The sequence below is a fragment of the Mesorhizobium sp. AR07 genome, from assembly GCF_024746815.1.
GTDB lineage: Bacteria > Pseudomonadota > Alphaproteobacteria > Rhizobiales > Rhizobiaceae > Mesorhizobium.
On record NZ_CP080525.1, the window covers coordinates 4,920,662 to 4,941,983 of the forward strand.

At 63.1% G+C, this 21,322-nt stretch carries 20 protein-coding genes, 1 pseudogene and 1 riboswitch; of the genes and pseudogenes, 12 read left to right on the top strand and 9 right to left on the bottom strand.

Translation table 11 applies throughout. The features are described from left to right. Window positions 1-81: 81 nt before the first annotated feature. On the bottom strand, window positions 82-1,407 hold the full coding sequence (locus BPNPMPFG_RS24825) for a tetratricopeptide repeat protein (RefSeq protein ID WP_258591258.1): 1,326 nt from the start codon (window positions 1,405-1,407) through the stop codon (window positions 82-84). A 223-nt stretch (window positions 1,408-1,630) separates the two neighbouring features. Here BPNPMPFG_RS24825 and BPNPMPFG_RS24830 point away from each other — a divergent pair. Continuing rightward, window positions 1,631-4,538: pseudogene (locus BPNPMPFG_RS24830) on the top strand (autotransporter family protein). 421 nt (window positions 4,539-4,959) lie between these two features. Here BPNPMPFG_RS24830 and BPNPMPFG_RS24835 read toward each other — a convergent pair. Continuing rightward, a complete protein-coding gene (locus BPNPMPFG_RS24835; protein WP_258591259.1) occupies window positions 4,960-5,583 on the bottom strand; it encodes a LysE family translocator in 624 nt (207 codons plus the stop codon). A 96-nt stretch (window positions 5,584-5,679) separates the two neighbouring features. Beyond that, window positions 5,680-5,802, bottom strand: a complete 123-nt coding sequence (locus BPNPMPFG_RS24840) for a hypothetical protein (RefSeq protein WP_258591260.1) — start codon at window positions 5,800-5,802, stop codon at window positions 5,680-5,682. Window positions 5,803-6,040: 238 nt separating this feature from the next. Here BPNPMPFG_RS24840 and BPNPMPFG_RS24845 point away from each other — a divergent pair, with 238 nt between their 5' ends. The 7 genes from BPNPMPFG_RS24845 (at window position 6,041) to BPNPMPFG_RS24875 (ending at window position 11,801) form a co-directional block, all read left to right on the top strand. Continuing rightward, a complete protein-coding gene (locus tag BPNPMPFG_RS24845) occupies window positions 6,041-6,808 on the top strand; it encodes a L,D-transpeptidase (RefSeq protein WP_258591261.1) in 768 nt (255 codons plus the stop codon). 156 nt (window positions 6,809-6,964) lie between these two features. Next, window positions 6,965-8,131 carry a diphosphate--fructose-6-phosphate 1-phosphotransferase gene (locus BPNPMPFG_RS24850; protein WP_258591262.1) on the top strand — a complete coding sequence of 389 codons (1,167 nt, stop codon included), beginning with the start codon at window positions 6,965-6,967 and terminating at the stop codon, window positions 8,129-8,131. 53 nt (window positions 8,132-8,184) lie between these two features. Next, entirely contained in the window at window positions 8,185-8,901 is a 717-nt protein-coding gene (locus BPNPMPFG_RS24855) for an MBL fold metallo-hydrolase (RefSeq protein WP_258596905.1), read from the top strand. A gap of 167 nt (window positions 8,902-9,068) precedes the next feature. Continuing rightward, window positions 9,069-9,272, top strand: a complete 204-nt coding sequence (locus BPNPMPFG_RS24860) for a hypothetical protein (protein WP_258591263.1) — start codon at window positions 9,069-9,071, stop codon at window positions 9,270-9,272. A 215-nt stretch (window positions 9,273-9,487) separates the two neighbouring features. Continuing rightward, the gene (locus BPNPMPFG_RS24865; RefSeq protein ID WP_258591264.1) at window positions 9,488-11,014 is read left to right on the top strand and encodes a DegQ family serine endoprotease; all 1,527 of its coding nucleotides are present in this window, start codon (window positions 9,488-9,490) and stop codon (window positions 11,012-11,014) included. Between the two features lie 152 nt (window positions 11,015-11,166). Then, on the top strand, window positions 11,167-11,400 hold the full coding sequence (locus tag BPNPMPFG_RS24870; RefSeq protein WP_258591265.1) for an AbrB/MazE/SpoVT family DNA-binding domain-containing protein: 234 nt from the start codon (window positions 11,167-11,169) through the stop codon (window positions 11,398-11,400). Further along, a complete protein-coding gene (locus BPNPMPFG_RS24875; RefSeq protein WP_258591266.1) occupies window positions 11,397-11,801 on the top strand; it encodes a type II toxin-antitoxin system VapC family toxin in 405 nt (134 codons plus the stop codon). Before BPNPMPFG_RS24870 ends, BPNPMPFG_RS24875 begins: the two co-directional genes overlap by 4 nt. 12 nt (window positions 11,802-11,813) lie before the next feature. Here the strand turns inward: BPNPMPFG_RS24875 and BPNPMPFG_RS24880 are convergent, their stop codons facing one another. Together BPNPMPFG_RS24880 and BPNPMPFG_RS24885 are read right to left on the bottom strand one after the other, a co-directional pair. Continuing rightward, window positions 11,814-12,911, bottom strand: a complete 1,098-nt coding sequence (locus BPNPMPFG_RS24880; RefSeq protein ID WP_258596907.1) for an FAD-binding oxidoreductase — start codon at window positions 12,909-12,911, stop codon at window positions 11,814-11,816. Window positions 12,912-12,942: 31 nt separating this feature from the next. Beyond that, the gene (locus BPNPMPFG_RS24885) at window positions 12,943-14,190 is read right to left on the bottom strand and encodes an aromatic ring-hydroxylating oxygenase subunit alpha (protein WP_258591267.1); all 1,248 of its coding nucleotides are present in this window, start codon (window positions 14,188-14,190) and stop codon (window positions 12,943-12,945) included. Window positions 14,191-14,304: 114 nt separating this feature from the next. Continuing rightward, window positions 14,305-14,507: riboswitch (cobalamin riboswitch) on the bottom strand. A gap of 510 nt (window positions 14,508-15,017) precedes the next feature. On the opposite strand from BPNPMPFG_RS24885, the gene BPNPMPFG_RS24890 reads away from it, so the two are divergent. The 4 genes from BPNPMPFG_RS24890 (at window position 15,018) to BPNPMPFG_RS24905 (ending at window position 16,102) form a co-directional block, all read left to right on the top strand. Then, window positions 15,018-15,215: a DUF680 domain-containing protein gene (locus tag BPNPMPFG_RS24890; protein WP_258591268.1), complete on the top strand. Its 198-nt coding sequence runs from the start codon at window positions 15,018-15,020 to the stop codon at window positions 15,213-15,215. Window positions 15,216-15,283: 68 nt separating this feature from the next. Beyond that, a complete protein-coding gene (locus BPNPMPFG_RS24895) occupies window positions 15,284-15,490 on the top strand; it encodes a DUF680 domain-containing protein (protein ID WP_258591269.1) in 207 nt (68 codons plus the stop codon). A gap of 71 nt (window positions 15,491-15,561) precedes the next feature. Further along, complete coding sequence (locus tag BPNPMPFG_RS24900) at window positions 15,562-15,768, top strand: DUF680 domain-containing protein (protein ID WP_258591270.1); 207 nt, start codon at window positions 15,562-15,564, stop codon at window positions 15,766-15,768. 79 nt (window positions 15,769-15,847) lie between these two features. Next, the gene (locus BPNPMPFG_RS24905; RefSeq protein ID WP_258591271.1) at window positions 15,848-16,102 is read left to right on the top strand and encodes a DUF680 domain-containing protein; all 255 of its coding nucleotides are present in this window, start codon (window positions 15,848-15,850) and stop codon (window positions 16,100-16,102) included. 76 nt (window positions 16,103-16,178) lie between these two features. Here the strand turns inward: BPNPMPFG_RS24905 and BPNPMPFG_RS24910 are convergent, their stop codons facing one another. The 4 genes from BPNPMPFG_RS24910 to BPNPMPFG_RS24925 are packed head-to-tail and all read right to left on the bottom strand — an operon-like array spanning window position 16,179 to window position 21,171. Further along, the gene (locus BPNPMPFG_RS24910) at window positions 16,179-17,291 is read right to left on the bottom strand and encodes an ABC transporter ATP-binding protein (RefSeq protein WP_258591272.1); all 1,113 of its coding nucleotides are present in this window, start codon (window positions 17,289-17,291) and stop codon (window positions 16,179-16,181) included. A gap of 41 nt (window positions 17,292-17,332) precedes the next feature. Then, complete coding sequence (gene bglA, locus BPNPMPFG_RS24915; RefSeq protein WP_258591273.1) at window positions 17,333-18,997, bottom strand: beta-galactosidase BglA; 1,665 nt, start codon at window positions 18,995-18,997, stop codon at window positions 17,333-17,335. 4 nt (window positions 18,998-19,001) lie between these two features. Further along, window positions 19,002-20,156 carry a carbohydrate ABC transporter permease gene (locus BPNPMPFG_RS24920; protein ID WP_258591274.1) on the bottom strand — a complete coding sequence of 385 codons (1,155 nt, stop codon included), beginning with the start codon at window positions 20,154-20,156 and terminating at the stop codon, window positions 19,002-19,004. 1 nt (window position 20,157) lies between these two features. Beyond that, on the bottom strand, window positions 20,158-21,171 hold the full coding sequence (locus BPNPMPFG_RS24925; RefSeq protein WP_258591275.1) for a carbohydrate ABC transporter permease: 1,014 nt from the start codon (window positions 21,169-21,171) through the stop codon (window positions 20,158-20,160). Window positions 21,172-21,322 lie beyond the last annotated feature (151 nt).

A 21,322-nucleotide genomic window follows, 5' to 3' on the forward strand; every position in this document is an offset into this window, starting at 1 on the left:
TTTTTCCTCCCACGCCGTTAATTTTTTCGGGTCTCGAAAAAATCTGGCTTGGCCAGTTTTTAAGACAAGATCCGCTTCGGGTCAATTCTCTGACAAATCGGCGGCGCGTCGCGAAAGCAGCGCCGACAACGGACTGTCGGGTCGCGCCATCGAACGCTCGGCCGTAAGTGCCCTGGCCAGCGCGCCTTCACCGGCGCGCAAGGCTGCCTCGATCAGCGTCAGGTCGATGACGTCGCGTTGTGCGTGGCTGCCGCCGAAGCGGTGGGCGATCGCCCGGATGGGTCGGATCAGCCGCACAGTCTCGGCATAGTTCCCGGCGCCGAATGCCCTTATGGCGAGCGTCAGCGGATGGCCCACATCCCTGGTGAAAGCCGCGTTGTCATCACTGCCGCTCATCGCCTCGCGCTGCGCCTCCAGCAAGGTCTGAACCGGCGCGTCGAGCCCGGCGCCGACGAAGGCCATCATGGCATGGGCATCGTTGAAGGCATAGTTGCCAGCGCCGGCCTTGGGTGCCCAGTTGGCGCCCAAGGCCGCCCAGCGGTCGCCGGCATCGACGCCGCCGAGATAGAGCCGCCACAGGATTGCCGAGGCATCGACCATGTTGAGCGCCAGCGTCGAGCGCGCGCCATAGATCGGCCCATCATAGAGGGCCAGCACCTCGTCCGTCTCGCCAAGATCATAGTGGAACAGCGCCAGGTGCCACCAATTGTGCACCTTGAGGAAGCTCTCCTTCGTCCACGCTTCGGGATTGGCGCGCATCCAGGCAATGCCATCCCTTTGCCGGCTTTGCATCTCCATGACATGGGCGACGGCATGTTGCGCCCAGCCGTCGCGCGGCTCCAGATCGATTGCGGTGCGGCCGAGCCTCTCGGCCCGCGCATAGTCGCCCGTTTCCTCCAGGCCAAAGGCCTGCATGCCGAGGATGGCGTGGTAGCCCGGCATGTCGCTTTGCCAGGATGGCAGGGCGCGGGCGATGCGGTCGCGCAGCAGGCGGGCATTGCCGGTGAAAAAGTCGATCTGATGCCCGGCCTGAAGCGCTACCGTGTCGAGCGGGAAGTCGATGGCGATGTCTTCGAGAATACCGGCGGCGTCATGCCAGCGCCCGTTGGCGAGATGGCCAAGGGCGCTGACATGCGCCTGCTCGCGCGGTGTCGCGGCAAGCGGCAGCGCCGCCCCGTGGCAAGCCTTGGCCACGGCCGTCGCCTCTCGCTCGGTTGCGAGGCCGAAGAGGTAGCCTTTGAAGACATGCGCCATGACGAAACCGGGATCTTCGGCGATAGCGAGGTCGACGGAGGCTACGGGATCGCCGATGAAGCACTGCAGCTCCCGCACCGCCTGGCTGTAGGGCGTGAACCCCGCCTCCGTTGCGCCGGAAAGTGGCAGGCCGAATGCGTCCCTGATTGCCATGCGTGTCCTTGATCGAGCTGTGACGGGCCTCGATCCTTCGGCCCAAGGCAATCCTAACGCATGGGCCACAGACGTGCCAACCACGCGCTGCTCTGGTCTATTCAAATGACTTTTGCAGTTTATCAACCATGGGGCGTAGATTAAGCTTTGTAAAATCGGACGGATTGTGGCTTCATTGCGGCGCGGGTGGAGGGTTTGAAATCGCGATCTGAGAGGGGACGCGATGCGGCACTTTGAAATGAAGCTTCCAGACAGCCGTTCGGAAGACATCGGTGAAACGATTGCTTTGCTGCGGCGAAGGCCGCGCCAAATCCATCCGTGGTTTATTAGCGTTCTTGCAACTACAGCACTGGCGTTGCTGCCCAATTCAGCGGCTTTCGCAGCATGCGTGCTGGCGCCGACCGCGGGAAACGACACCTTCACTTGCGACAGTGGCGATTCGGGCGGCAGCCTCATCGACAACAGCGGCGACAACACGCTGAATTTTCCCGCCGGCGGCACCGGGCGGCTGTCAGGCAATGTCACCTTCGGCGCCGGAGCTGACCGCATCAACATGCAGTCCGGCACCATCACCGGTACCGTCGATCAGGGCGCCGGCGCGGATTCCTTCACCATTGGCGCCGGCGCCGTCGCCGGCAATGTCCAGCAAGGCGCCGGCATCGACGATTTCAACATGAGTGGCGGCCAGATCGGTTCGCTCAACCAGGGCGATGGCCTCGACACCTTCACCATGACCGGCGGTCGCATCGTCGATTTCTTCGACGATGGCGATCATGCCGTGATGACCGGCGGCCGCATCGGCCGCGTCAACATGAAGCTCGACAAGAACTACTTCAACATGTCGGGCGGCACCATCGACCGTAACCTCGTCACCGGTTTCGACCAGGACACGATTATCCTGTCGGGCGGCACCATCGGCGGCAACATCAGCGTCAGCGGTGGCAATGACAGCGTCACGGTCACCGGCGGCACGGTCGGCGGCGACGTGCTGATGAGCTTCGGAAACGACAGCTTCGTCTGGAACGGTGGCGGCATCATCTACGGCGCCATCGACCTTGGCGCCGACAACGACACCGCCAGGCTGAGCAACCTCACCAACGCCAATCTCGGCGCCACGGGTGTGATCACTGGTGGCCTTGGCACCGACGCGCTGACCTTCGACAACGTCAAGCTCGACCGCATCAGCCGGCTCCAGAATTGGGAAAGCATCGACGCCACCAACGATACCGAACTGAAGATGGATGGCAACCTGGTGCTGGGCGACAGCGGCACCGGCACCGGCGCACTCAGCGTCGACGCCTCGAGCACGCTGTTTGGCGGCGGCGGCTTCAACGCGGCGATCCAGGCCTTTACAGCGGGCCAACTGGCGCAGGTCACCAACGCCGGACGCATCGACCTCACCAATGGCGGCACCGGCGCCACCGATCGCCTGACGATCTCCGGTAACTATACCGGCATCAATGGCCTGCTGCTCATCCAGACCGAGCTTGGCGATGATTCCTCCGCATCGGACAGGCTGGTGCTGTCGGGCGGGACGGCGTCCGGCTCGACCGGCATCTCGGTGATCAATCTCGGCGGCGCCGGTGCGGAGACCACGCAGGACGGCATCATGGTCGTCCAGGCGGTCAACGGCGCCACTTCAGGCGCCACCACCTTCGCCCTCGATACGCAGGTCGCGGCCGGCGCCTTCGAATATTATCTGTTCAAGGGCGGCGTCAGCGCCGGCAGGCGAACAGAACTGGTACCTGCGCTCGACGCTGATCACGCCGACCGAGCCGGCATTGCCGCCGCCGGTGGTGGCACCGGCACCGCCAGTGGTCGAACCGCCACCGCCGCCGGGACCCGTGGTCGAACCCACGCCGCCGCCGAAACCTGTACCGCCCGCGGTCGAGCCGCCGCCGCCGCCCCCGTCCGAGCTGCCGCCGACGCCGCCGCCGACCGAGGGCGACATCAACACTCCGCCCGTCGATCCGACGCCGCCCGTGCACCCCAGCGATCCGGCACCCGCACCACCGCCACCGCCACCGCCGGCACCGCCGGCGAACCCACCGCCGCCACCACCAGTGGTGCCGACAGCGGCGCCCGCGCTTCCGGTGCCGACGCCGACGCTGCCTGGCCCGCCACCAGTCCAGCCGACGCCGCCGACACCTGGAGCGACGGCGGTGCAAGCAGCCGAGATCCCGCTCTATCGCATCGAGGTTCCCGTCTATTCGGCCTTGCCGCCGGTCGCCGAGCATCTGGCGATGACGACGCTCGGCACCTTCCATGAACGGCGCGGCGAGCAGAGCCTGTTGTCGAACCCGGAGCTGTCACCGGTCTGGGGCCGTATTTTCGGCCAGGACACCAAGATGGGCCGGTCGGGAACGGTGTCGCCGTCCTTCGACGGCACGTTGTACGGGCTCCAGGCAGGTTTCGACGTGTTCGGCCGCGAGACCTCCTCAGGCGAGATCGATCGCGTCGGCCTGTTCGTCGCCTATGTCAGCATGAAGGGCGACGTGCGCGGCCAGGCGCTGGGATGGAACAATCTGTCCGTCGGCAGCATGAAACTCGACGGCACCAGCGTCGGCGGCTACTGGACCCGCATCGGCCAGGGTGGCTGGTACCTGGACGGCGTCGTCATGGCCACCTTCTTTGGCGGCAACGCAACCTCGTCTCGCAACGTCGGCATCGACATCAAGGGAACCGGGGTCACCGCTTCGCTGGAAGGCGGCTACCCCATCGCGCTGGCGCAAGGCTGGACGCTGGAACCGCAGGCGCAACTGGTCTGGCAGCATCTGTCGCTCAACGATACCTCGGACCGCTTCTCGTCGGTCTCCTTCGATCCCGACGACAACGTCACCGGCCGGCTGGGCGCGCGGCTGCAGGGTGAGACCGTCATCAACGGCATGACGCTGCAGCCTTACCTCAAGGCCAACATCTGGCACGACTTCGGCGGCACCAGCCATGTCAATTTCGACACCACCGACATCTCGACCGAGGGCAGGTCGACCTCGTTCGAATTCGGCGGTGGTGTCGTCGCCAAGCTTACGGACAAGGTCAGCATTTTTGCCACCGGCGACTACACGACGAACCTCGGCGGCGACAAGCGCCGCATTCTCGAGGGCAATCTCGGCTTCAGCGTCAAATGGTGAAGCGGCCAAGGTTGGTATTTCAGACGATGCCGGTATGCGACGACAGTTTCGTGCTGGCCACCTAGAGCAATTCCAGGAAAAGTGTGAAACAGTTTTCCCGGGAAAAGCGCGTAGCGCTTTCCCTTCGGGAATTGCGTTAAAACAAAGAGATAGAGCGGTTTGGCGTTTCCGTGAAACGGTGAACCGCTCCAGGTCGGTGCCGCCCCTCATCCGCCTGCCGGCACCTTCTCCCCGTATAGTGACGGGGAGAAGGGACGGGCCGCACCCTCCGCGCAATTTTTATAACGTTGGCGATTGGCGAAATCATAAATGACAGCGTCCCTCTCCCCGTCACTATACGGGGAGAGGATGCCGGCAGGCAGGTGAGGGGCGGCGCAAACGCCCATAACAGGCTTATCCACCTCGATTTAGATGTCCCTGCCTAATTGCCCGAACGCATCGCTACTGTGGCGATGCCGGCGCCGACCAGCAGCGTGCCGCCGGTGCGGTTGAAGATGCGGATCGCCTTGGGGTTGCGCACGACGTTGCGTGCACGTGCCGCGATCAGCGCATAGCCGAAAGCATTGGCGAAGGCGAGCGCCAGGAAGGTCGTCTCGAAGATCAGCATCTGCGTCCAGAAATCGGCGTGCCGATCAAGGAACTGCGGCAGGAAGGCGACGAAGAAGGTGATGCTTTTCGGGTTGAGCGCGGTGACCAGCCAGGCATGCGCCATCATCTTGGCCGAGGACACCGCGTCGGTGCGGGGCTCGGCTCTCAGCGCCCCGCCGGCGCGAAACAGTTTCACGCCGAGATAGATCAGATAGCCGGCGCCGATAAGCTTCAGGATCGTGAACACGGTCGCCGAAGCCGCCAGCAGCGCGCCGATGCCCAGCATCGACAGCGTCATCGCGGTGAAGTCGCCCAGCGCCACGCCGACCGCCATCGGCAGGGCGGTGCGCCAACCCTGGCCCAGCGCATAGGACACCACCAAAAGGATGGTCGGGCCTGGAATGATCAGAAGGATGGTCGATGCGGCCGCGAAGGCGGCCCAATTTTCGAAGGACATGCTCGTCTCCTTTGAGCTTAAAGAAGAGGATAAATCCTTGGCGCCGGGAGAATGTAAAGAGCCGATTTCCCGAATTTCGCCAGCGGCAGGTTGGTGTCAGTTCGCGCCGCTCAGCGTGCTCACGATATCGACCAGGCTGACATTGGCACCGAGAACGTTTGCCGCCGCGACAATGGCAGCGGCAATAAGCTTGATGTCGGTTATTAAGGTCTTGCACATGGAGGCCCCTCGCTGATCGCCCGAGGGGTAGAAAACGCCGACGCCAGGATTATGACCCGACCGAGGTCTTTTTGTGCAAGGGCCCCCGGTAAATGCTCGGGCCGGGAGATCGAACGGCGCCAGGCGACGCGCAAACGCAGGCAGCGCAAGATCTTCACGCTTTATCAACCATGAATGATGAAAATGCATTCTATCCGGCCGGACCGTGCTTCCCGCCGACAGCGTAGGGTTTGGGTATATGCGTGAGTTGCCGCAAGGTCTGACGCCGCCGCGAAACGGCGACGCAATCGAAACCGATCATCATCTTTCCCGTCGTGCCATCCTGTCCGGGGCAGGGGCGCTGGCTTTGCTTAGCGCCGCCGGCTGCTCGACCTCGGGTGGCGGTCTGCCGGCGCTCCAGCTCGACGACACGGTCACCGGTTCGGTGCGGCCGATCCGGCCGAGCATCAGCGTCGACAAGCACATCACCAGCCCCGATCTGATGTATGCCTCGCTGACCGATGGCGGCTTCAACGTGCCGGAAGTGCCCTATCTCAAGGTCAAGCCGGAGTTCCGCCGCCAGATCGTCGTCGACACGACAGGCGAGGCGCCCGGCACCATCGTCGTCCATCTGCAGGAGCGCATGCTCTATCTGGTCCAGCCGGGCGGTGACGCCATCCGCTACGGCGTCGGCATCGGCAAGGACGGCTTCCGCTGGTCCGGCCGCGCCAACATCCAGTATGGCCGGGAATGGCCGACCTGGACGCCGCCGCCGGAGATGATCGCCCGCAAGCCGGAACTGGTGAAATGGCAGGCCGGCCAGCCCGGTGGCCTCACCAATCCGCTTGGCGCCCGCGCGCTCTACATCTATCAGGACGGCAAGGACACCGGCTATCGCATCCACGGCTCGCCCGAATGGTGGAGCATTGGCCAGGCGATGTCGTCGGGCTGCGTGCGCCTGATCAACCAGGACATCATCGACCTCTACAGCCGCGTCTCCAAGAAGAACCCGGTCGTCGTCATGTGACCTGCCGGCCGCTTCTCGCGGCCGCTTTATCCGTTGCTTGGGCATGATCCGAAAACCGGCCTCCAATTTTCGGGATCCTGCTCTGGTTCTCCCGTTGCGCGATGCCGCAAGACAGGCGAATGTGCCTGCCAATTCATCGTTCGGGAGACGTCAGGAATGGCCGGAACTTTCGTTATCGCGCAAGGCGGCGGCCCGACCGCCGTCATCAACCAGACCGTGGTCGGAGCGACGCTGGAGATCCGCAAGCGGCATCCCGGCGCCAAGGTGCTGGGCTCGATCCACGGCGTGCGCGGCATTCGTGACGGCAACTATGTCGACCTTTCTTCCATCCCGGAGGACCGCCTGCGGCTGATTGCAGGCACGCCGAGTGCAGCCCTTGGCTCGACCCGCGACAAGCCGGATGCCGCCTATTGCGAGGTGATCCTCAACGGCCTGAAGAAGGCCGGCGCCGACGCCTTCATCTATATCGGCGGCAACGACACGTCGGGCACGCAGCAGATCCTGACCGACGCCGCCGGCGGCAAGATCGCCTTCGTCCATGCGCCGAAGACCATCGACAATGATCTGGAGGAGAACGACCACACGCCGGGCTTCATTTCGGCGGCCGAGTTCGTCGCCGGCGCCTTCCTCTCCGTCGACCTCGATTTTCGCGCTTTGCCCGGCATCTATGTCGGCATCGTCATGGGCCGGCATGCCGGCTTCCTCACGGCCGCGGCCGCGGCCTGGCAACTCGACCCCGACAGCGGCCCGCACCTCGTCTATGTGCCGGAACGGCCGTTCTCTGCCGCCGGCTTCATTGATGACGTGCGCGCCACGCTCGACCGCCACAAGCGCTGCATCGTCGCCGTGTCGGAAGGTGTCAGCACCGCCGATGGCAAGGCGCTGGTCGAAAGCCTGGTGCCGCCGGACAAGCTGGAACGCGACGCGCATGGCAACGTCAAGCTGTCGGGCAGCGACCTGCCGGCGGCGCTCGAACGCGCGCTGGCCGAAGGCCTGCCCGGCAAGCGGGCCCGCGTCGACGCGCTCGGCTACATGCCGCGCGGCTATGTTGGCGCCATCAGCGCGGTCGACGCTCAGGAGGCCTTCGATGCCGGCGCCTTCGCCGTCACCGTCGCCGAACAGGGCGGCGGCTCGGTGGCGCTGCAATATGACGGCACAAAGACGGTGCTGAAGAAGGTGCCGCTGAAGAATGTCGCCGGCAAGACCCGCCACATGCCCGACGATTTCATGGAGCCCGATGTCAATCAGCTGTCCGATGCCGGCATGGCCTATCTCAAGCGGCTGGTGCCGGAAAAATACAAGGTCGGAAAGCCGTTCGTCTGATGCCAGGCTCACACGTGATGCCGGGCTCACACCTGATGCCGGGCTCACGCTTGATGCCGGGCTGGTTCAGCAGGAGCATCGTCAATGAGACGACGACGATGCTGACCGAGCCGTTCGTGCATGAGTATCTGCGCGCCAACATCTGGCATCTGCGCGGCCGCGATGTCGACCTGCTGGTCGACACCGGCATGGGCATCTGTCCGCTGGCGCCGGAGATCGAGACGATCGACGGCAAGCCGATGCTGGTTGTCGCCACGCACATCCATCTCGACCATGTCGGCTCGCTGCACGAATTTCCGCTGCGAGCGGGGCCAAGCATGAGTGCCGGGCAGTTCGAAAGCATGGATGATGCCGTCACCTACGCCAACATGTTCCACGATCTCGAAGGCGGCGTTTCGAAATTGCCGGCGCCGGGCTGGAAGGCAGCCGACTACAGGATCCCGTCGGCGCCATTGACGCGAACGCTTGACGAGGGCGACGTAGTCGACCTCGGCGACCGGCAATTCCGGGTGCTGCATCTGCCCGGGCATTCGCCGGATTCGATCGCGCTGTTCGACGAGGCCGACGGCTTGTTCTTCAGTGGCGACGCGATCTACGACGACACGCTGATCGACGACCTGCCGGACTCCGATCGAACAGCCTATAGCCGCACCATGCAGCGCCTGCTCGACCTGCCGGTCCGCATCGGCCATGGCGGTCACGGGCCGAGCTTCGACGGCAAGCGCATGCGCGCGATTGCCACGGCCTATCTGCAGCGCACCAACCTGTAGGCCTCCTCCTGCCATAGCGATGTCAGGAGTGGTCGGCATGATGGCCGGCTGATGGTGGCCACCGGCCGCTGTCGTCTGTATAAGCGCCGCTCCCGCAAAGAGCGTTATCATGTCCATCTACGCAGCATGTCTCTGAATCCGAGCAGGGCCAGTTGCAGGGCGCGACGATGAGCGTGGCGAGCATCGCCGGCGTCGCATCGCCGCTGTTCTTCGGCGCCGTCTATGCCGTCTCGATTGGCGACAATCTGGCTGCGCCCTTCCCTGGACTGTCCTTCCTGATCGCCTCTCTGGTGCTGCTTGCGGCGGCACTGCTTGGCTGGTCGGTCGCGCGCAAGGCCGGCCTCGCCGAGGCACGTGGGCAGACGCCGTAAAGCGCCGCCTGCGCACCTGAAAGAATTAAATCTTTGTAATATCGGCGAAAAAACCTAATTCGCCCGCATCGGCGCCCTAAATCAGGGTTCGTCGACCCGACCGGCTGCCGCATGAAGCGAGACCGGCACCCGCGAAGGCCGATACGCTGGATGGGCCGTTCCCCTCCCTGGGACAGGCCACGGCGCCGGACCAATGTCTCGCACGGACAACGACCATGTCATCCCTTCGAATTCTTCGCAGACATCGCGTCGCCGCGCTGCTCGGCGCCGCCCTCATCGTCAGCCCTGTCGCCTTTTCCGTCGTCAGGGCCAATCATGCCCAGGCCGGCACCATGACCCCCGTCGCCGGCGTAACCGCTCCCAACGGCTCCTTCGCCCCGATCGTGGCGGCCGACAAGCCGGCGGTGGTGACCGTCACCACCATCATGAAGGCACAGCCGGCAAGCGCCGATGATGGTGCGCCGCTTGGCAACTCGCCGTTCGACGACTATTTCCGCCAGTTCTTCGGTGACAAGGGCATGCCCGCGCCAAGGACGCCGCCGCAGGAGCCGGCCCAGCGTGCCGAGGCGCTCGGTTCCGGCTTCATCGTTGCGGCCGACGGCACCATCGTCACCAACAACCACGTCGTCGATGGCGCCTCTTCGATCAAGGTGACGCTCGACGACGGCACCGAGCTTCCCGCCACGCTCGTCGGCCGCGATGCCAAGAACGATCTCGCCGTGCTCAAGATCAAGGCCGACAAGCCCTTGCCGACCGTCAAATGGGGCGATTCCGACAGGCTGATGACAGGCGACCAGGTGCTGGCGATCGGCAATCCGTTCGGCATCGGCACCACGGTGACCGCCGGCATCGTTTCGGCACGCGGCCGCGATCTGCACAGCGGGCCGTTCGATGACTTCATCCAGATCGACGCGCCGATCAATCACGGCAATTCCGGCGGTCCGCTGGTCGATGTGAGCGGCAATGTCGTCGGCATCAACACGGCGATCTATTCGCCCAATGGCGGCAGCGTCGGCGTCGGCTTCGCCATCCCCTCCGACCAGGCCCAGAAAGTGGTCGCCAAGCTGATGAAGGACGGTTCGATCCAGTATGGCTATCTCGGCGTCGAGATCCAGCCGGTGACGCAGGATGTGGCGAGCGCCATCGGGCTCGATCATCCTGGCGGCGCGCTGGTGTCGCAGGTCAATGACGGCTCGCCGGCCGCCAAGGCCGGCGTCGAGACCGGCGACGTCATCACCAGCTTTGCCGGACAGGACGTGAAGGATCCCAAGGACCTGTCGCGCGCCGTCGCCGATGTCGCGCCGGGCGCCAAAGAGACACTGGATGTCTGGCGCAAGGGCAAGGCCATGAATATTTCCGTCGATGTCGGGCTTAATGGCGACGATGTGAAGACCGCATCGGTGACCGACGGGTCCGGCGGGCCCAGCGCCGAGCAGGGCTCTGTTCCGTCGATTGGGCTCGGCCTGATGGACATCACCCCTGACGTCCGCCAGGAGATGAACCTGGCGGCCAATCAGCACGGCGCCCTGGTCGCCAGCGTCAACCCGGACAAGCCGGCTTCCGCCTCGGGCATCCAGCCCGGCGATATCATCGTTGCCGTCAACCAGGCGCCAGTGAAAACCGCCAGGCAGGTGACGCAGGCCATCGCCCAGGCCGGCAAATCCGGCAGGAAGTCGGTGCTTCTGCTGGTTGAGCGCGACGGCGGCCAGATCTATGTCGCGGTGCCCTTTGCCAATGGCTGAGACATGGCGCTGGAGTGAATAGGATCGACAGGGCTCGTCGGGTCGATGACGAGCCCGCCGTCCTGGTTCGACCGAGGCTCGACGGTTCAATCATTGAAATTCGGCCCGCAAGGTAATACCTTGTCAAAAGATAGTATTACTTGAGAGGCAAGATGGCCACCACCGTTACGGCAAAGGGACAAGTGACCATTCCGAAACCGGTCCGCGATCTCCTGGGGATCGTGCCGGGAAGCCGGGTCGATTTCCGCCGCGCCGCCGATGGCAGCGTGGTGCTGGCCCGTGTTGACAAAAAACAGCCTGCGAGCCGCTTTGCCAAGTTGCGCGGCCATGCCGGCGAGGGGCTTACGACCGACGCGATCATGGCGCTGACGCGCGGCGAGGCGTGACGCTCGTCGACAGCAACGTTCTGCTCGACCTGGTTACGGACGATCCGAACTGGGCGGACTGGTCGGTCGCACAGCTTGAGGCAGCAAGCCTCGATGGTCCATTGTTGATCAATGATGCGGTCTACGCCGAGCTTGCTGTCCGCTACATCAGCATCGAGAACCTTGCGGCGTTTCTTGATGCAGCCGGTCTTGAAATGGCTCCGATGCCGAGAGCCGCCCTTTTCCTTGCTGGAAAGGTGTTTACACAATACCGCCGGTCGGGAGGCGTGGGGGCCGGCGTGTTGCCTGACTTCTTCATCGGCGCCCATGCCGCGGTCGGTCAACTTCCGCTCCTGACCCGTGATGTCGGCCGATATCGGACCTACTTTCCGTCTTTGCGGCTGATCACACCAGACTCCTGAAAGCGCCGCCGCTCACGCCTCGATTTCGAGCGCCGACAGCGGCTTCGAACAGCAGGCGAGGATGAAGCCGTCGTCGATCTCGTGATCGAGGATGCCGCCATTGTGGCTCATCTCGACGGCGCCGGAGACCTTCTTCACCTTGCAGGTTCCGCACAGGCCGAACTCGCAGGCGGCGGGAATCCGCACGCCCGAAGCCCGTGCCGTCTGCAGCACGGTTTGGCCGGCGACGCATTCGGCGTCGACATCCGACAGCGAGAAGCGGATCGGCGTCGCGGCTTCGACGATAACGGCGCCGTCTTCCGCCGGCGAGGCGAACGGCGCCGGGATCTCCTCCACAGCGGGCGCGGCAAAGCTCTCCTGATGGTATTTCGTCATGTCGAAGCCGGCGGCGTCGAGCATGCCGCGCACGGCGCGCATGAAGGGATCGGGGCCGCAGCAGAAGATCTCGCGCTCGCGGAAATCGGGCGCCAGCAATGGCAGCCGGATCGCGTCGATGCGGCCCATATGGCCGAACCAGCCTTCGCGGCTGGACCGCTCCTCGATCATGAAGCCGAGCGACAGGCCCGGCATCCGGCTGCCCAGCAGTTCGAGCTCCTTGCGGAAAATGATCTCTTCGGCACGCCGCGCGCAGTTGACGAAGCCGACATCGGTCCATGGCGCGCAGTCGTTCAGCCAACGCAGCATCGACATCATCGGCGTCACGCCGGAACCGGCCGAAATGAACAGGTACTTGGCCGCCGGGTGGCTGTGCAGCGAAAAGTTGCCGGTCGGCCCATAGGCCTTGACGTGCGAACCGGGCGTCAGATGGTCGAACATCCAGCGCGTGCCGATGCTGCCCGCCTGCGCCTTCACCGTCACCGCGATCGAGAATGGCCGCGATGGCGAAGACGACAGCGTATAGGTGCGCATCAGCGGCCCGTCGGCGGTGGGCAGTTCCAGCGTCACGAACTGGCCCGGCTTGTAGCGGAACCAGGTCTGGTTGTCGGAGCGAAAGGCGAAGGTCTTCACATCAGGCGCTTCGTCGCTGACGCCGATCACTTCCAGCACCTGGAGCCGGTCGTTCCAGGGCGTCATCTGGTCGAGATGGCGATAGAGGCCGAGATCCGTCATCGCATTCATCCTCTTGTCCTCGCTCCTGTCCTTAGGCGACGCTGCGCAGCGCCGGCCGGCCGCCTTCGGCAAGGCGTGGCCCGATGAACGACGCGTACCACTCGACGAACTGGATGACGCCGCCTTCATGCAGCTCCGAATAGGGGCCTGGCTCGTAAGCCGGCGACAGGATGCCGAAGGCGTTTTCCTCGACGATGCGGCGGTCCTGGTCGTTGGTCTCCGTCCAGACATGGGTGAGCTCGGCGAGATCGTAGTCGACGCCCTCCACCGCATCCTTGTGGACGAGCCATTTGGTCGTCACCGCGGTCTCCGTGGCGCTGACCGGCAGCACCCGGAAGGTAACGGCGTGGTCGCCGAGGATGTGGTTCCAGGTCGTCGGATAGTGATAGAGCAGCAAGGAGCCGATGCGGTCGGTCGAAACGCTGTCGGACAGGTTCTTCCTGACCGCGCGCTTTCCCGTCATCGTGTAGCTGACGGCATCGCGCAGCAGCGGCGCGCGGGTGGCACGGTACTGTCCGGCCGCATCGATACGGAATTTGCTCGGCAGCCCGGCCGCTTCGCATTTCGCCCAGTGCGCCAGCATCTCCGGGTCGCTGTCGGCGCCTTGCACGCCGGTCACCGTCGGTGCTTCCGGGAAGGTCTTGCAGAGTTCTGGATGATTGCCCGCGCAATGGTAGCACTCGCGGTTGTTCTCCCAGACGAGTTTCCAGTTGCCCTTCTCGATGATGGTGCTCTCGAAGGCGACCTTTGCCTCCTGCAGCCGGTGCGGCAAAAGGTAGGGCTCGATCATCGCCCGCATCGGCGCGAAATCGGCGGGCTCTTTCGCCAGGCAGATGAAGATGTAGCCGCCGACGCTTTCGCAGGCGACGGGCTTCAGGCCGAACTGGCTCTTGTCGAAACCGTCCGCCATCTGCCTGGCGAACAGAAGCCTTCCGTCCAGCTCATAGGTCCACTGGTGATAGGGGCAGACCAGTTTTGCCGCCGTGCCCTTGTCGGAATTGCAGACGCGGCTGCCGCGATGGCGGCAGGAATTGTGGAAGGCGTTGATCTTGCCTTGCTGGTCGCGGACGAGAACCACCGGATAGTCGCCGATCTGCGCGGTGATGTAGCTGCCGGGCTTCGGCAGTTCGCAATCATGGCCGATGAACAGCCAGTCGCGATACCAGATCAGCTCCATATCGAGCTTGAAGTAGTCCGGATCGGTGTAGAAGGGCTGCTCTAGCGAGAAGCCTTGCCGGCGGCCATTCAAGAGCCTCAGCATGTCGTTGCGCATATCCATGTCCTGTCCTCGTTTCTAAGGACTGAACTGGTGGTGACGGAGGAAGGACCGGACGCAGGCCGGCGATGCGCCAAGCATGCACTATCCACCTCTTGACCGCCCACCGCGATCAGTCGAGTCTAGAAAACTCGGGCTGGTTTCCGGGCTCTGGAGTTGTCCTTGCGGACCATCGCGACACCTTCCCAGGCTGACGCCCAGTGGTCTCCCGTTGCGACTTGAACTCCACCACCGTTGCGGGGGCAGCGCCGGATTCTGACCGGCTTCCCAATTCTCCGTTTCGTTCGTCACGAACCGGCACCTGAGATGACATGATCTAATCACGATCGCGGGCGTATCATCGGCATGAAAACGACATCTCGTCCATGCGGCGCGACACGCATGCGAAACGTTCCCGTTGGCGATTGCGGCGCTGAAATCCTATCTCTCCGGCAGCCATTGCCGCCCGCGATCTCCTCGAATCCGACCCTTTGCCAGGATCAAAAAAGGTTAACGGTTTCGAAAAGTGACTATTAGCAGCTTCTAAAATCGAACCGAACGGTTCGTTTCTGTTGACGGTGCGTGCAGGACGGTGTGAACGGTGGGCCTCCGACACAGTTGGTGAACCGGGTGCCCTCTTCGTTCAACGTATTGATATAATTGATAAAAACATATGACCTAGATGCTCTTGGCGCAATTTCAAGTGGCGGATTCTTGGTCCACGCGGAACAACTTCGTGATTGGAAATGGCGGGATGGCTTTCCCACATCGGGGCTGTCCGAACGACGCGAATTTCCTTCCAAGACACGCCGCTAGACGGACGGAAAAAGAAGATACTGGAGTACCAAAAAATGAAAAAGATCATTCTCACTGCCGCAGCCCTTCTGGCCATTTCCGGCAGCGCCTTCGCGAATAGCGACCACTATAGTTCGAATGCCCCGGCAGCCACTGCTGTCGACAGCTCGTACACCGCTTCGATCAAGAAGTCGGAACCGGCTGCTCAGACGCCTGTCCAGGGTAGCGACCGCAACCTCTTCGGCAACCACTAACAGCCGAGTCCAGTTGACGGCGGGTCCGCCCGCCGCCCTGGCTAAATCCAGAAATTCAGGAGACTAAAATGAACAAGATCCTTATTGCCGCCGCCGCCGTTCTGGCCCTTTCCGGCAGTGCTTTCGCCGGTAGCGACAACTACGGTTCGAACGGCGTCAACCAGCCCGCGGCTGCGGTGGACAACACGTACACCGCTTCCACCAAGAAGTCTGAGCCGGCAGCGCAGACGCCTGTCACCCATGGCAGCGACCGCAACCTGTTCGGCAACAACTAACAGCCAATTCCAAGCCGCCGGCGGGCCTGTCCCGCCGCGTTGGAGAGGCTCGAAAGATTCAGGAGACTAAAATGAACAAGATCCTTATTGCTGCCGCCGCCATTCTGGCCATCTCCGGCAGCGCTTTCGCCGGTAGCGACAACTACGGTTCGAACAGCGTCAACCAGCCTGCCGCTGCGGTTGACAGCTCGTACACGGCTTCCATCAAGAAGTCTGAGCCGGCTGCGCAGACGCCTGTCACCCATGGCAGCGACCGCAACCTGTTCGGCAACAACTAACAACTAACAGCCAATTCCAAGCCGACGGCGGGCCTATCCCGCCGCCTTGGAGAGGCTCCAAAAAATTCAGGAGACTAAAATGAACAAGATCCTTATTGCTGCCGCCGCCGTTCTGGCCCTTTCCGGCAGCGCTTTCGCCGCTAGCGACAACTATGGCTCCAATGCTGTCAGCCAGCCTGCGGTCACCTCGCCTTCGGCCAACTCGGTTGACAACTCGCATACGGGCTCGATCCGCAGCAGCGGCGGTCTCGTCGGCAAGCTGCTCAATTCGTCGGGCAACGTCCAGACGTCCGCCCCTCAGGGCAGCGACCGGAACCTCTTCGGCAACCACTAACAGCCGAAGCTATTTCAAAAAAAGGAGCGGTGGGCTTGCCCGCCGCTCCTTTTTTGTGTCGAGACTTGGTTCTGTCTCAAGCCGCCTTTGCTTGCGCCTCATGCAATGCGAACGACCGTCCATCCGCGTCGAAGATATGCAGGTCTTCACCGTTGGCGCGCAGCCGCAATGTCGAGCCGCGCTTGACCTCGGCATTGCCGGGCAGCTTCGTCACCAGCGGCAGGTCCGCGCGGCCGATGTCGACATAGACGAGCTGAACCTCACCGAGCTGTTCGACATAGTCGACCGTCCCCTCGAACAAATAGTCGGCGCCATCGGCGACTATCAGGTCTTCCGGCCGCACGCCAAAGCTCACCGCGGCACCCTTCGCCGAAGCCGGCGTCGTGATCGGCACGGTCGCCTTGCGCCCGCCGACATGGCTGACGACGGTCGGGCTTCCGGTCTTGTCGATGGTCGCCGGCAGGATGTTCATAGCCGGCGAACCGATGAACTGGGCAACGAACAGGTTTCCGGGCTTCTTGTAGAGGTCCATCGGCGTGCCGACCTGCTCGATATGGCCTTCCTTGAGCACCACGATGCGATCGGCCAGCGTCATCGCCTCGACCTGGTCGTGGGTGACGTAGATCATGGTCGTATTGGGCATCGATTCCTTGAGCTTGGCGATCTCGATGCGGGTGGCGACGCGCAGCGCCGCGTCAAGGTTCGACAGCGGCTCGTCGAACAGGAACACTTTCGGATTGCGCACGATGGCGCGGCCGATGGCGACGCGCTGGCGCTGGCCGCCCGACATCGCCTTGGGCAGGCGGTCGAGATATTTGGTCAGCTGCAGGATCTCCGCCGCCTGTTTCACGCGGCGGTCGATCTCGGCCTTGTTCTCCTTGCCGATCTTCATCGAGAACGCCATGTTGTCGTAGACGGTCATGTGCGGGTAGAGCGCGTAGGACTGGAACACCATGGCGATGCCGCGCTTCGACGGCGGCACGTCGTTGACGACCTCGCCGGCGATCTTGAGTTCGCCGGAGGTGATTTCCTCAAGCCCGGCGATCGACCTCAGCAATGTCGACTTGCCGCAGCCCGAGGGGCCGACGAAGACGATGAATTCGCCCGACTTTATGTCGAGGTCGATGCCGTGGAGAATGTTCAGATTGCCGTAGGACTTCTTCACTTGTCTTAGCGTGACATCGGCCATTGGTTTCCTCCCAGTAATTTGAAATTCCAGTGATTTGAAATTCAGTCGATGCGTCCGAACCAGGCGCCGTAACCGCCGAGCGGTATGGAGCCGGTGCTCGCCTGTCCCGAAAATCCGTGCCCGGGCAAAGGTTGCAGCGATCGGCCGCCGAGGTCAACCTCGGTTGGCCTGGCTCCCAGATTGAAGACGCAGACGACCTGCTCGTTGCCTGCGCGTCGCGTGAAGGCGACGGTGTCGCCCTCGCTTTCTATGAATGTGATGTCGCCCTTGGCCAGCGCCGTATGGGCGCGGCGGAAGGTGAGAAAGCGCCGGTAGTGCTCGAGCAGGGAATTTTCGTCGCCCTGCTGCACATTGACCGCTTGCGAAAGGTGTTTGGCCGGCACCGGCAGCCAGGGCTTTGCCGAGGAGAAGCCGCCATTCCTGGCGCTGCCGTCCCACACCATCGGTGTGCGGCAGCCGTCGCGGCCCTTGAATTCCGGCCAGAAGCGGATGCCGTAGGGGTCCTGCAGATCCTCGAACCGGAGGTCGGCTTCACCGAGCCCAAGCTCCTCGCCCTGGTAGATGCAGACCGAGCCGCGCAAGGACATCAGCAGCGCCGAGATGACCTTGAGATAGGCGGTCGGATCGGCCTCGCCAGCCGCCCAGCGCGACGCCGGGCGCATCACGTCGTGGTTGGAGAAGGCCCAGCACGACCAGCCGTCGCTGGCGACCTTGCCGAAGGCTTCCAGCACCGAACGGACCTTCGACGCACTGATCTTTTCCGGCGCCAGGAAATCGAAGGAATAGCACATGTGCACGCGCTTGCCGCCGGCGGTGTAAGCGGCGACCACTTCCAGCCCGCGCTGCGAATCGCCGACCTCGCCGACCGCGGCGGTGGCCGGATATTCGTCGAGCAAGGCGCGGAAGCGTTCGAGGAAGCCGAGGTTTTCCGGGCGGCTCTTGTCGTAGATATGGTCCTGGTAGTTGTAGGGATTGACCGCCGGTGCGGTCTGGTCGTTGCGCTCTTCCGGCGGCAGCGGCGGATTGTTTTCCAGGCCCTGGCTGTGGAAGTAGAAATTGATGGTGTCGAGCCGAAAACCGTCGACGCCGCGCTCCAGCCAGAAGCGGGTGACGTCGAGCAGCGCGTCCTGGACTTGCGTGTTATGGAAGTTGAGGTCGGGCTGCTCGGCCAGGAAGTTGTGCAGGTAATATTGCTGGCGGCTGGTGTCCCATTGCCAGGCCGATCCGCCGAAGATCGACAGCCAGTTGTTGGGCGGCGTGCCGTCCGGCCGGGCGTCCGCCCAGACATACCAGTCGGCCTTCGGGTTGGTGCGGCTCGACCGGCTTTCCTTGAACCATGGGTGGTTGTCGGCGGTGTGCGACAGCACCTCGTCGATCATCACCTTCAAGCCCAGCCTGTGCGCCTCGGCGGTCAGCGCATCGAAGTCGGCCAGCGTGCCGAACATCGGATCGACGTCGCAATAGTCCGACACGTCGTAGCCGAAATCCTTCATCGGTGACTTGAAGAACGGCGAAATCCAGATGGCGTCCGCACCGAGGCCCGCAATGTAGGGGAGCCGGCCAATGATGCCCTTCAGGTCGCCGATGCCGTCGCCGTTCGAGTCCTGGTAGCTGCGCGGATAGATCTGGTAGATCACCGCACCTCGCCACCAGTCGCGATCGACGGCGAGGTCAGGCTTCGAATTGGCCCTCAAAGCGGATTGCATCGTCTCAGCCTCCTTTCACCGAGCCGGCAAGCAGCCCGCGGACAAAATAGCGCTGCAGCGAGAAGAACACGATCAGCGGCACGATGATGGTGATGAACGCCGATGTCGTCAGGATCTCCCAATTGCCGCCGCGCGAACCGAGCAATGCATTGAGCTTGGCGGTCAGCACGATCTGATCCGGGGCGGTTCCCAGGAACACCATCGCCACCAGCAGATCGTTCCAGACCCACAGGAACTGGAAGATGGCGAACGAGGCCAGCACCGGGAATGACAGCGGCAGCACGATCTTGACGAAGATCTCGAAATCGCTGGCGCCATCGATGCGCGCCGATTCCATGATTTCGCGCGGCAGGCCGGCAATGTAGCTCCTGAGCAGATAGATGGCGAAGGGCAGGCCGAAGCCGGTATGCGCCAGCCAGATGCCGAGATAGGTTTTCGACGGCACACCGAAGAAGGAGCCGACGCCGTTGTAGAGCTTCAAAAGCGGGATCAGCGACATTTGCAGCGGCACGACCAGCAGGCCGATGATCACCGCGATCAGCAGCGCGCGGCCAGGGAACCGCATCCAGGCCAGGGCATAGGCGGCAAAGGCGGCGATCAGGATCGGGATGACGGTCGCCGGGATGGTGACGGTCAGCGAGTTCATGAACGACCGCCCGATGCCTTCCGAGAACAGCACGGTCTTGTAATTGTCGGTGGTGAATTTCGGCGGTGCCGACGAGGCATAGTAGAGACGCTGCCCGCGATCGCCCTCGAACGCCTTGGGCGACTGCATGACGAAACTGCCATCGGCGTTGAGCTGCAGGGTCACGCCGTCGCCGAGATCGGCTGATGTGCCGGCGGGATATTGCGTCGGTGCTGCCGCCTTGACGCCGAAGGCGGCAATGTTGCGCTTGGCGCCGTCGCCGAAGATGTTGCCCTGGAGGACGAATTTGCCGTCCTTCTGGATTTGTGTCGAGGCGGCCGGCAGCCGGCCCGCTTCCGTCTGGGTGGAACTGGAGAACGAGTTCCACCAGCCGGAGGCGATGATCTGATCCTTGTCCCGCAGCGAGGAGACGAGAATGCCGAGTGTCGGGATGGTCCAGATCACCACGAAGACCAGCACGGCAAAGTGGACGCCGAAGCGGCTGGCGAAGGAATTTCCGGTCGCAACGGCCATCTCAATGCCCTCCCGTCTCTTTGTTCGCCTGGCGGATATTCCAGACCATGATCGGAATGACCGCGATCATGATGATGATGGCGATGGTGGCGCCGCGGCCGAAATCGCCGCCGCCGCGGAACATCCAGTCGAACATCAGATTGGCCAGCACCTGGCTGTTCCACTGGCCATTGGTCATGGTCAGCACGATGTCGAACACCTTGAGCACGAGAATGGTGATCGTGGTCCAGACGACGGCGATCGTGCCCCAGATCTGCGGCACCATGATCTTCCAGAAGATCTGGAACGGATTGGCACCGTCGATGACGGCGGCTTCCAGCGTCTCTTCCGGAATGCCGCGCAGGGCGGAAGACAGGATGACCATGGCAAAGCCGGTCTGGATCCAGATCAGGATGATCATCAGGAAGAAATTGTTCCAGAACGGCAGCGATATCCAGACCTGCGGCTGGCCGCCGAAATGCTGGATGACGGCGTTGAAGATGCCGATCTGCGTCTGGCCCTCGCCGCGATACTCGTAGATGAACTTCCAGATCACGCTGGCGCCGACGAAGGAGATCGCCAGCGGCAGGAAGATCAGGCTCTTGGCGATCGTGCCCCACCAGATCTTGTCGGTGAGCACGGCGATGATCAGGCCAAGGAAGGTGCACGCGGCAGGCACGACGGCCAGCCAGATGATGTTGTTGAGGATCGAGTTGCGGAAATCACGGTCGCCAAACGCCCATTGATAGTTGGCAAATCCCACGAAACCGGTGCCGCCGCGATCGAGGAACGACAGCCGCAGCGTCTCCACCACCGGATAGATCAGGTAGATGGTGAGGATGATCATCGCCGGGCCGACGAACAGCCAGGGGCGGACCAACCCTTGCCGGCGCAGATTATCGATGGCCGCAGCGCCGGCGACACCACGCGACGGGAATATGAGGTCGACGAGCTTGTTGGCGCCCCAGAAATAGGCGACGCAGCCGCCGACGCCGATGATGATGACGAATATGGCCGAGAATATCTGAGCCGCCATGGTGTCCCTCCCCACGCGCGTGATCGGCCAAGGTGAGTGACCCTTGGCGACAGGATCAGGCGCAGATTCAGTTTTTCCAGAGCACCGTCGAGGCAATCAGGCTTTCCCCTCTTGCGGACGGTGCTCCATGCCGGAAATGTCTATGCGCTCA